Origin of the sequence: Rhizobium sp. UBA1881, from assembly GCF_002338015.1 — a bacterium.
In the GTDB taxonomy this organism is placed as follows: domain Bacteria; phylum Pseudomonadota; class Alphaproteobacteria; order Rhizobiales; family Rhizobiaceae; genus Rhizobium.
The window spans coordinates 1-9,910 of the sequence record NZ_DDHH01000049.1 but is presented as its reverse complement, the minus strand read 5'-3'; the positions used below and the strand labels follow the sequence as shown (position 1 = coordinate 9,910).

General features: G+C 62.3%; 12 protein-coding genes. 4 read left to right on the top strand and 8 right to left on the bottom strand.

The features are described from left to right. The 5 genes from B3605_RS04915 to B3605_RS04895 all read right to left on the bottom strand — a co-directional run. The coding region (locus B3605_RS04915; RefSeq protein ID WP_296432693.1) for a transglutaminase-like cysteine peptidase at window positions 1-449 on the bottom strand (449 nt) is incomplete at its 3' end. Window positions 450-685: 236 nt separating this feature from the next. Continuing rightward, window positions 686-1,207, bottom strand: coding sequence for a cytochrome b (locus tag B3605_RS04910; RefSeq protein WP_112944402.1), 522 nt, complete (start codon window positions 1,205-1,207; stop codon window positions 686-688). 155 nt (window positions 1,208-1,362) lie between these two features. Beyond that, on the bottom strand, window positions 1,363-1,986 hold the full coding sequence (locus B3605_RS04905) for an outer membrane protein (protein WP_112944403.1): 624 nt from the start codon (window positions 1,984-1,986) through the stop codon (window positions 1,363-1,365). Between the two features lie 203 nt (window positions 1,987-2,189). Beyond that, entirely contained in the window at window positions 2,190-3,755 is a 1,566-nt protein-coding gene (locus B3605_RS04900) for a putative bifunctional diguanylate cyclase/phosphodiesterase (protein ID WP_113168768.1), read from the bottom strand. A gap of 399 nt (window positions 3,756-4,154) precedes the next feature. Next, window positions 4,155-4,715 (bottom strand): histidine phosphatase family protein, encoded by a 561-nt coding sequence (locus B3605_RS04895; protein WP_112944405.1) that lies wholly within the window; start codon window positions 4,713-4,715, stop codon window positions 4,155-4,157. Window positions 4,716-4,945: 230 nt separating this feature from the next. Between B3605_RS04895 and B3605_RS04890 the strand changes: the two genes are divergently transcribed. The 3 genes from B3605_RS04890 to B3605_RS04880 all read left to right on the top strand — a co-directional run bounded on the left by B3605_RS04890 (window position 4,946) and on the right by B3605_RS04880 (window position 6,681). Further along, window positions 4,946-5,155 (top strand): CbtB domain-containing protein, encoded by a 210-nt coding sequence (locus B3605_RS04890; RefSeq protein ID WP_018902549.1) that lies wholly within the window; start codon window positions 4,946-4,948, stop codon window positions 5,153-5,155. Window positions 5,156-5,272: 117 nt separating this feature from the next. After that, window positions 5,273-6,019: a CbtA family protein gene (locus B3605_RS04885; protein ID WP_112944406.1), complete on the top strand. Its 747-nt coding sequence runs from the start codon at window positions 5,273-5,275 to the stop codon at window positions 6,017-6,019. Window positions 6,020-6,060: 41 nt separating this feature from the next. Next, entirely contained in the window at window positions 6,061-6,681 is a 621-nt protein-coding gene (locus B3605_RS04880; protein ID WP_112944407.1) for a hypothetical protein, read from the top strand. On the opposite strand, the gene B3605_RS04875 is transcribed toward B3605_RS04880, so the two are convergent. Together B3605_RS04875 and B3605_RS04870 are read right to left on the bottom strand one after the other, a co-directional pair. Continuing rightward, window positions 6,678-7,367: a helix-turn-helix transcriptional regulator gene (locus tag B3605_RS04875; protein ID WP_112944408.1), complete on the bottom strand. Its 690-nt coding sequence runs from the start codon at window positions 7,365-7,367 to the stop codon at window positions 6,678-6,680. The genes B3605_RS04880 and B3605_RS04875 overlap by 4 nt on opposite strands. A gap of 211 nt (window positions 7,368-7,578) precedes the next feature. Next, entirely contained in the window at window positions 7,579-8,241 is a 663-nt protein-coding gene (locus tag B3605_RS04870) for a sulfite oxidase-like oxidoreductase (protein WP_296432685.1), read from the bottom strand. Window positions 8,242-8,478: 237 nt separating this feature from the next. On the opposite strand from B3605_RS04870, the gene B3605_RS04865 reads away from it, so the two are divergent. Next, on the top strand, window positions 8,479-9,651 hold the full coding sequence (locus B3605_RS04865; RefSeq protein WP_112944410.1) for a M20 aminoacylase family protein: 1,173 nt from the start codon (window positions 8,479-8,481) through the stop codon (window positions 9,649-9,651). Here the strand turns inward: B3605_RS04865 and B3605_RS04860 are convergent. After that, window positions 9,570-9,910, bottom strand: a 341-nt coding sequence (locus tag B3605_RS04860; protein WP_296432683.1) for a hypothetical protein, incomplete at its 5' end; no start/stop codon positions are given. The two genes, B3605_RS04865 and B3605_RS04860, sit on opposite strands and share 82 nt — an antisense overlap.

Below are 9,910 nucleotides of genomic sequence, written 5' to 3'. Positions count from 1 at the left end.
GCGAGATTGTCGAGCACGTAGTCGCCCGACTTCAGGCGGGCGAGAAGCACGACGTGGTTGCCGCCGTTGCGGTCGATGACCACGGATATGGCGAGCTTGTTTGCGGGAAAGCCGGCGTCGAGCAGGGACTTCATCTTCAAAAGCGCGTAGTCTTCGCAATCGCCCTTGTTGTTGATCGGCAGCGACCAGTATTCGGCCTTGCCCGTCGTCGAGTAATCCGTCGCCGGCCGGACGCTCGAATTCGCATCGCGGTTGATCTTCTTCAGAAGCGGCATCGCCTTTTCGTCGCTGATCTCTCCGCTGCTGGTGTTGTGGCAGAGCCATGCATAGCGAGTGCAGGCCGAGGGGAAGCCGATGGGCGCGCCGATCGAGCGGGATGCGCGCAGCGTCGAGCCGGCCGTGCTGGTATTGGGGAAGGCCATCAGCATTGTCGCCAATACTGAAATCATGAATGATATGCGCATGATCACACCTTTCGGCTCGCCGCGTGAGCACGCGGCGGCAGTCTATGCTGCTGAATTTGATTGAAATTTTATGCGTTAGAGGTTGAAGACGTACTAACGGTTCGGCCTGTCAACGCGGCCGTCTATTAGCGCCTTCTTACCTTCTGATGGTGAGTCGGACAAGGAAATCGCGGGTGCTGTCAGGCAAAGCCCACAGATCTTTGCGTTCGATGCCCGCCCGCTTATCCGACCGTCATCCGCCGCAGCCTGTCGCTCTTCCAATAGAACTGGTGGGCGAGCGCGCCGAGCATGTGCAGGCCGATCAAGGCCCACAGGATGACCTTAAATATCTCGGCATGAACGGAGCCTGCCGCGCTTATCCCCAGATAGTAGGCGGCCATTCCGCTCAGCGGCATGGCGAGCAGCAGAAGGTAGAGCAGAGCATGCGCGATGCCGGCGGCCGTGCGTAGCAGGGGCGGCTCCGCCGATGACGATGCCGGCACGCCCTGCGTTGCCCTGAGGACGAGGCGAAATGCCACCGCAACCAGGATCGCGATGCCGGCCCAGGCGTGGATGTTGGCGCTTGCGATCTGGTCCGCAGTCGCTGTGCCGTTGAGGCGCATGCTGCGATGCCAGGCATTCATGCCGTCGGGGAGCAGGAGATTGAAGAAGACGAGCAGCGCGGTCAGCCAATGCAGGATGCGTTGCGCGAGTGAATAGGATCGCGGGGAGGAAGAAGTCGCGGCGTGCGTTTCAAGCGGCATGCGGATCGCTTTCGGTTTTCAGCCCAGGCGCCGCATAGCGGTCTCGACTGACGCAAGCCTGAAACGCGCCCGCGCCGCCTGCTGCCGACACGAAAAAGCCCGGTGCAGGACCGGGCTCTTTCGACAGGCGGCGTGCCGCCTTGATATACGTTAGGTCAGAACTTGAAGCCGACGCCTACGGTCACGACGTTCTGGTTGAAGTCGGTATCGACGCCCAGAAGGTCCTTGCTGCCGTAATCGTTGTAACGATATTCGAGGCGGCCGAAGATGTTGTCGGTGAAGGCGTAGTCGACACCGGCGCCGACCGTCCAGCCGGAGAAGGTGGCGCTGTCGCTGCCGAGAGGCGTATCGACATGGCCGCGTGCTCCGGTCCAGCCGGCCGCACCGTAGAGCAGGGCGTGGTCAAGCGCGTAACCGACACGGGCGCGAACCGATCCCGTCGTGTCGAACTTGTAGCTGTTGACGCCGACGTCTTCGGAGTTCCAGTTGTAGGACACGTCGCCTTCGACACCCAGCACGATGCTGTTGTCCAGCTGCCAGTTATAGCCGGCGAAACCGGTGATCAGGCCGCCGTTCATGTTGGACGAGCCGATGCCGGAGAAATCACCATTGCCCCAGGCGCCGCCGCCCTGAAGACCGGTGTAGAAGCCCGTCCATGTGAAGACAGGTGCTGCCTGCTCGACGGGTGCGGGTGGTGGTTCGGAGACAAGGTCGGCCGCCGAGGCTGACCCGGCAAGCATGAGTATCGCTGCTGACGCAGTAACGATGCGAACATTCATGATAAGATCCCTCTCCTATGAATAAGGGTACACTCTTCACTTCAATCGGGAACCGCGGTGCCCAACCGTGGATCGCTGCGTTACGCACGCTGAAAGCGTGCCGCAGACAATGGCGCCTATGCGACCCGACGTACCAACGTCGCCACATCTCGAATGGTTCCATCACAAATGGCTAATTTTACGGCGAAAGGCCGGAAGGGTGCCTATTCGGCCGCCAAAGTCGCGTTTCTCTGGCTCAGGAATGCGCTTATATCGGCGGCAGGCATCGGTCGGCCGAAGAAGTAGCCTTGGCCGACATCGCAGCCGAGCTCCAGCAGGTGGTTCAGCTGACGCGGCTCCTCGATGCCCTCGGCCGTGGTCTTGATGTTGAGGCTGACGCCAAGCGCCAGCATCGCGCGCACGATCTTTTCCTGGCGCTCATCGTCGCGATAGGTGGCGATGAAGCTCTTGTCGATCTTGATCTTGTCGAAGCGGTAGCTGGCGAGCTGCGACAGGCTGGAATAGCCGGTGCCGAAATCGTCGAGCGCGATCTGCACGCCGGCATCGTGGAGTTCGTCGAGGACGGCAGCGGCGCTCGCCGGGTCCTGGATCAGGGCGTTTTCGGTGATCTCGATCTCGAGACGGTGGGCGGGAAGATCGTTGACCGTCAGCGCCTTGAAGATGCGCGCCGTCAAGAGACGGTCTTCCATCTGCACCGGCGAGACGTTGAAGGAGAGCGTGATGTGATCGTCCCAGGCGAGCGCATCATTGCAGGCCTGGCTCAGCAGATCCTCGAAGAGGACGGTGATCAGCCCGGTCTCTTCGGCAATGCCGATGAAGACGGCGGGTGGAATGCTGTTGCCCTCGTCGTCGGTCCAGCGGGCCAGCGCCTCGAAGCCGCAGACCTCGTCGGTCTTTAGATCGATCAGCGGCTGATAGAAGGGGCGGATCGCCTTGTTCTTGATCGCCACACGGAGCTTGGCTTCGAGCGAGGCGCGCAGAGCCACCTTGTCGCGCATAGAGGCTTCGAAGGCGAGGTAGTTGTTCGGCCCGCGCGACTTGGCCTCATACATGGCGAGGTCGGCGCGGTGGGCGGTGTCTTCCAGTCGCTCGCCCTGCTGCCAGCGGTCATAGCCGACGCTGGCGCCGACTTCGACGGCAAAGCCGTTGATATGGATCGGGCGGGTCACGGCCTGGATCAAAAGCCGCGAAAGACGCTCCTCGTGCTGCGACGAAAGGCCGGTCGCAACGATGATGAATTCGTCGCCGCCGAAACGATAGACGGAGTCGGCGCTGCCGATGGCGCAGATGCGCTTGGAGACCTCCACCAGAAGCGCATCGCCGCCATTGTGGCCGATCAGGTCGTTGACCTTCTTGAAGCCATCGAGATCGACACAGAAGATGCTGACATTGCGCTCCCATTCGTCGCTATATGCATCGATCTGCGCGCGCCGATGCAGGAGAACGGCGCGCTCGAAGGCGTAGCGGTTGGGAAGCTTGGTCAGGTGGTCGTGCGTCGCGGTCCAGTCGGCCTTGGCTTCCGCCTTGGCACGCAGGTCCATTTCCTTGCGGAGATCGGTGATGCGCAGGACGGAATAGACGAAGCTCATCGTGCCGGCGACGGCGAGCGCCAGCACCAGCTTGTCGGCGCCGTAGCTATCGAATTGCTGGACGAACAAGGCGAGCAGATCGCCAAATTCCAGCACCGCGCCGACGACCCACAAGGCCGCGCCAAGCACTATCAGGGACAGCCACTGCCGTCCGGCTCTGCTCCGGAAAAATACCGGCATGCTCCCCACTCCATCTCCACCTTGGCGGGATATAGCACGGAAGTCTAAAGTATCCGTTGAAACTAGGGGGTGACTTCTAGTTATCTCCGCCTACTCATAGGCGTATCCGTATCTAATGAAATACGGGAAAGGAAACGGGCGAACATCGTCGTTCGCCCGCTATTCACATGCTCTACAGATGCATCAGCATGGATACGGTGACGGCCAGGCACAGAAAGATCGCGCCGCCCGTGAACCGCATGAGACGCGTGCGTTTCAGCCGCGCCCCGTTCCAGTCGTAAGACATGGTCAGGCCTCCTTTTACGAAGGATTATCACCTGGAAATGCCAGGCGATTTAGCTTTTGCGCAATTGGCTTGCGCAAGGCTTATCTAAATTTCTGGATGTGAAACTATCGAAATTACACGCGATCGAAGCGCAGCGACCAGCGTGTGCCGTTGCTGGTCATCCTGATGGCGGAAAGCGGCTCCACATCGATATGCCAGAAGGACGACAATGGCGCTCCAAGCGCGATCAGCACCGCGACGCGGATGGTGGGAGCATGGCTGATGGCGATGGCGTGGCCGCCGAGCGCGGATTGGGCCTGCATCCAAGGCGCGACGCGGTCATGAAGGGCGCGGATGCTTTCGCCGCCGTGCGGGGCGGCGTCGGTGTCGGTCAGCCAAGTAGAGAGGGCGTCCGGTTCGCTCTCCTGCAGCGTCATGATCGACTGGCCGGCCCATCGGCCATAATCGCAATCGGCCAGGGTGGGGACGACCTCTGCCTTGAGGCCGAGGGCATCGGCCGTCTGGCGGGCGCGCAGCGCTGGACTGGTGAGGATGCGGTCGGCGCGCGGCATGGCTGGCGCCAGCGCGCGGGCGTCAATCATCGCCTTGTCCTCCAGCGCCTCGTCGAGCGGGAAGCGGGCCTGCCTGACAGCATCGGTGGCGCCGTGGCAGATGAAGGTGAGACGCGTCATCACGCTGGCTTTTTCCTTGTCATGCGAGCGCTGCCCCTGTGTAACCTTGCCCTTGTGTGACAGCGCGTTGACAGGTCGAGGGCGGCAGCTATAACGTTGATCTCGTAGGTTTGGAAGCCGGTGAAATTCCGGTGCGGTCGCGCCACTGTGATCAGGATGAGGATACCTCAAACTGGAAGTCAGACCCTACCCACGAACATTCTCGACTGAACGCGTTTTTCCAGGAGGAATTCATGTCTCATACCACGCTCGCGCCCACCTCGGTGGCTGCTCCCATTCCCGTCGGCGACATCCTGCCATGGGCCATTTTCGGCGGCCTGCTGATGCTGATCGCCATCTATTTCGTCGGCACCGAAGAAGGCGCGATGGCGCTGTTCAACGGTATGTATGTGCACGAATTCGTGCATGACGGCCGACACCTGCTCGGCTTTCCCTGCCATTAAATCGTGTCGCGATCCTTCGGATTCGCTTTTCACGATTTAAGTCTTTGTTTTATCGCATGTCGTTGCCGCAAAACCGCTACGCACTTTTGCGCGGCATGCTCTTGGGGAGTTTGAGACATGGTTGGAAGACTTTTGCTTCGCGGCATGCTGGCGGGCCTGATCGCTGGCGTCCTGGTGTTTGCCTTTGCCCACACATTCGGCGAGCCGCTCGTCGATCAGGCGATCGGTTTCGAAGAGGCGGCCGCGCAGGCAGCCGGTGAAGCGGCCGAGCCGGAGCTGGTGAGCCGCGCCACGCAGGCGGGCATCGGCCTGTTCACGGGCGTGATGGCCTATGCGATTGCCGTCGGCGGTATTTTCGCGCTGATCTTCGCCTTCGTGCAGGGCCGCGTCAGCAGCCTCAGCGCGCGGGGGACCTCGGCCGGTATCGCGGCCGCCGCCTTCGTTGCCATCGTCATCGTGCCCAATATCAAGTATCCCGCCAATCCGCCCGCGGTCGGCAATCCGGATACGATCGGGGTCAGAACCGAACTGTTCTTCCTGATGATCGTGGTGTCGATCGCCGCGCTGATTGCGGCGATCTCGCTGGCCCGGCGGCTGGCGCCGCGCTTCGGCGCGTGGAATGGCGCGATCATGGCCGGATTTGCCTATGTGCTCTTCATCGGCGTCGTGCAGTACCTGCTGCCTGCCATCAACGAAGTGCCGGAGAACTACTCGGCGCTGGTGCTCTGGCAGTTCCGCACCACCTCGATCGGCATGCATGCGATCCTGTGGACCGTGATCGGTCTCGCGTTCGGGGCGCTTGCCGAGCGCAAGCTGGCGGTTGCCTCGGCTGTTCGCCGGCCGGCCGCGCCGGTTCTTCACTGACGAAAAGGAAAGCCCCGGTTCGGCCGGGGCTTTTGTCCGACATGATCGCTCGATCCGCCCGTCTTCTACTATGCCTCATCCTGCCGCTGCTTGCCGCCGGCGGGCAGGCGTTTGCGCATCAGCGCAGCACCGACGGGCCGCACACCGGTCTCGCCATTCCCGAGATCTCGCATGGGGAGATGATCGTGATGGCCGAGCATCGGGCCGCCATCATCGACCTCGCGTCGCGTGCCACCGATACCGACGAACCGTTCCGCCGCGTGCTGAACTATGCCGCGATCCAGTATGCCTATTGCTTCTGGGGCAAGATGCCTGGCGGCGTGACGGATGAGGCAAGCCCCTTCAACGAATGCTCGCATGCCTATCTGGCGGCGACAAAGGCGGTGCTGCTCAAGCTGCGCGACATGCCGCGCGAGACCAAGGCTGCGGGGGCGATCGTCTCCGAGATCGACGTCGCCATGACCATCCGCGGGCTATCCCTGATCACCTGCGCGTTCAGCGGCGAGGCCTTCAACACGACCGATGTGATCCGCCCGCATTGGGCCGACATCCCCACCCATCCCGCCAGCATGGCGTCGCTGACCGGCCTTGCGGCTCTCTGCTTCCTGATCGTGATGGCGTTAAGGCGGTTGCTTGGGGCGAAGACGCCAAAGCAGGTCTAGTTCCGGTCGGTCTCGCGGTGCAGGTGCATCGCCACCAGCATGGCGGTGAGGTGCACCGTGTTCTTGGCGCCGTATCGCTCCTTCATCCGCTCCAGCCTGTGCTCGACCGTGCGATGCGAGATGCCGAGTTCGGTGGCGATCTGCTTGGCGGTCGCGCCCTCGGCCAAAAGCTGCACGACAGCTTCGTCGGTAAGGTCGAGCTTGGCCTGCTGCTCCGGCGCGTTGAACATGAAGCGGCCGTTGGTGACGGTGAGCAGCCATGCCGGTCTCGCCTCGGTCGTCCTTTGCGGCAGGATCAGGCGCTCATAGGCGATGTTGACGCCGAGCAGCGTGGTCTTGACCATTTCCATCGACGGCTTCTGCAAGGCGATCACTTCGCGATAGCGCGGAATGACCGCCGTCTCCATGTAGTTGCGATCCTTGAAATCGCCGATGCGCTGGTTCGCGAAGAGCTTGTTGATGTTGAGGATGCGCGAGGCGAAGCCGGAGGAGCGGACTCCCTGCAGCTGCCAATCGAGCGGATCCTCGCCATCAAGCACGATGACCGTCAGCCGCATCTTGATCGTCAAAAGATCGACCGCGTCGCGATAGACAGCCTCGGGCGGCCCCGGCTGATCAGGAGACGTGCTCAGCCAGGCGTCGAGAAGTTTCTGCGTGACGGTGTGAAACGTGGTGTCCTTGGTCATCAACTCAGGCGTGAAATGTGCGACAGGTTAATCGAACAACCCAGGATGGGTTCATGCGGTGCACCATTCTGCGCTCAACTTACACCAAAGGATTCGTTTGAACAGAATATTCAATGTAGAGGCGAGTAAATCTTCGCGTCGAACGGGAAGGAATGCGCGTTAAACGCGTTTGGTCTCGGCAGCCGTGCGAGGCTTCGCGGATGCCGGCCGATCAATCGTCGGCGTAGCGCTGCTCGCGCCAGGGATCGCCATACATGCTGTAGCCGTTGCGCTCCCAGAAACCGGCTGCATCCGCCGCCATGAGATCGATACGGCGCAGCCACTTGGCGCTCTTCCACAGATAGAGATGCGGCACGATCAACCGCATCGGGCCGCCATGCTCGCGGGTCAGCGGTAGGTCTTCCCAGGCAGTGGCAAGAATGGCGTCTTCGGCGGCGAAATCGGCAAGCGGCAGGTTGGTCGTGTAGCGGTCATAGCTGGTCAGCATGACGTGGCTTGCCTGCTGTTTCGGCATGGCGAGGTCGAGCAGATCGCGCGTGGCGACGCCCCTCCACTTGTTGTCGTAGCGCGACCATGTCGTGACACAATGAATGTCGGACACGCGGGTGCTCTGCTCCAGCGCCTGAAAGGCCGTCCAGCTGAGATCAAGCGGTGTCTCGACCAGCCCGCCGACCTCCAGCCGCCACGTGTCGGTCGACACGGCAGGCTGTTCGCCGAGATCGAGCACCGGCCAGTTCTTGACGAGATGCTGGCCGGGCGGCAGCCGATCGGTCTCGGGTCTGCTCGTGCGGCCGGTCAGGAACTTGCCTTCATCGGCCCAGCGGCGCTTCGAATTTGTGAGCTTGCTATCGGCGGGGATCTGGTCGTCGCTCATTATGCGGCCTTTCGCGTTGCGGGGATTACGTCACCCAAGCCCGGTTGCTGTCAAGTTGCCGCTTCATAGCGCAAATTCGCCGCGCGTTCACAAGTCTGAGAGATCGGCGAAAACGGCGCCGCACACGGCAATGCTGCAGTCGCGAAAGGTTGAATTCGCCGCCCGTTTGCCTGATAAACAAGGTCTATCACGGGCGTCGCTCCGGCGCCCGATCGTGTTTACGGGATCCTCAATCGCATGCCTATTTCCGCCGAGATCGAAGCCGATCTGCCGTTCCTCACCGCGCTGCGCCGCGATCTGCACGCGCATCCGGAGCTCGGATTCGAGGAAGTGCGGACGAGCGACATCGTCGCCAAACTCTTGAGCGAGGCAGGCATCAAGGTTCATCGCGGGCTCGGCGGCACCGGCGTCGTCGGCACGCTGCAGGTGGGCAACGGAACGCGGACGATCGGGCTTCGCGCCGACATGGATGCGCTTGCCATGCCCGAGATGGCCGATCGCCCCTACAAGTCGACGGTACAGGGCAAGATGCATGCCTGCGGTCATGATGGGCACACGACGATGCTCATCGGCGCTGCCCGGCATCTCGCGGCAACGCGCGGCTTTTCCGGCACTGTCCATTTCATCTTCCAGCCGGCCGAAGAAGGGCGCGGCGGGGCGAAGCGGATGGTGGAGGAGGGATTGTTTGAGCTCTTCCCCTGCGATGCCGTCTACGGGCTGCACAACATGCCGGGGCTTGCGGTCGATGAGATGGCGGTCGTCGCCGGGCCGCAGCTGGCCTCTTCCGACAGCTGGCGCGTCACTTTCCGAGGGACCGGCACGCATGGCGCCAAGCCGCATCTCGGCCGCGACCCGATCACCGCCGCCGGCACGTTCCTCTCATCGCTGCAGACCATCGTCGGCCGCGTCGTCGATCCGCTGCAGCCGGCCGTCGTCAGCGCCTGTTCGCTGCAGGCGGGCGACCCCAAGGCGCTGAACGTCATCCCCGATATCGTCGAGATCGGCGGCACGGCGCGCGCCTATTCGCCTGATGTCCGCGACCAGCTGGAGCACGAGATCGGCCGGCTGGCGGAGGGCACGGCATCGATGTTCGGGATTGCCGCCGACTACGGCTTCGAACGGCGCATTCCGCCGGTCGTCAACGATGGGGATGCGACGGAGCGGGCATTGGCCGCGGCTTCACAGGTGTTCGGCGAGAAGGTCGTGACCCACTTCCCGCCCTCGACGGCCGGCGACGACTTTGCCTTTTTCGGCCAGCAGGCGCCGGGGTGCTATGTCTGGCTCGGCAACGGCCCGGCGGTGGATGGGGCGCTGCATCACAATACGGCTTACGATTTCAACGATGATGCGATCGGGCCGGGTGTGGCGTTCTGGACGCGGCTGGTGGAGCGTGAGTTGGCTGCGGGGTGATGGGTGTCGTTTGCGGCGGGCGGGCAAAATTTGATGCCGCGCACCACAAATATCGGTTGGCAATCAGCGCCTTGGCCTAAATCGTCGTCCTCGTTCATCCCCGTCATCCGGTGCCGCTCCACAATGGCCATGTCATGGGACAGGGAGCCGGGTTCGCGAACCGGTAACGCCAAGTTTGGTATCCGGCGTTCGGTGATGGTCGCCACAGGTGGATCGATGGCTGTCAGGGCCTGATATCCATCCGGCAAGGAAAGGCCGA

Coding starts and splice junctions, on each gene's coding strand:
- B3605_RS04910 (WP_112944402.1), bottom strand. CDS start 1,207: ATGCCGCTTGAAACGCACGCCGCGACTTCTTCCTCCCCGCGATCCTAT.
- B3605_RS04905 (WP_112944403.1), bottom strand. CDS start 1,986: ATGAATGTTCGCATCGTTACTGCGTCAGCAGCGATACTCATGCTTGCC.
- B3605_RS04900 (WP_113168768.1), bottom strand. CDS start 3,755: ATGCCGGTATTTTTCCGGAGCAGAGCCGGACGGCAGTGGCTGTCCCTG.
- B3605_RS04890 (WP_018902549.1), top strand. CDS start 4,946: ATGTCTCATACCACGCTCGCGCCCACCTCGGTGGCTGCTCCCATTCCC.
- B3605_RS04885 (WP_112944406.1), top strand. CDS start 5,273: ATGGTTGGAAGACTTTTGCTTCGCGGCATGCTGGCGGGCCTGATCGCT.
- B3605_RS04880 (WP_112944407.1), top strand. CDS start 6,061: ATGATCGCTCGATCCGCCCGTCTTCTACTATGCCTCATCCTGCCGCTG.
- B3605_RS04875 (WP_112944408.1), bottom strand. CDS start 7,367: ATGACCAAGGACACCACGTTTCACACCGTCACGCAGAAACTTCTCGAC.
- B3605_RS04870 (WP_296432685.1), bottom strand. CDS start 8,241: ATGAGCGACGACCAGATCCCCGCCGATAGCAAGCTCACAAATTCGAAG.
- B3605_RS04865 (WP_112944410.1), top strand. CDS start 8,479: ATGCCTATTTCCGCCGAGATCGAAGCCGATCTGCCGTTCCTCACCGCG.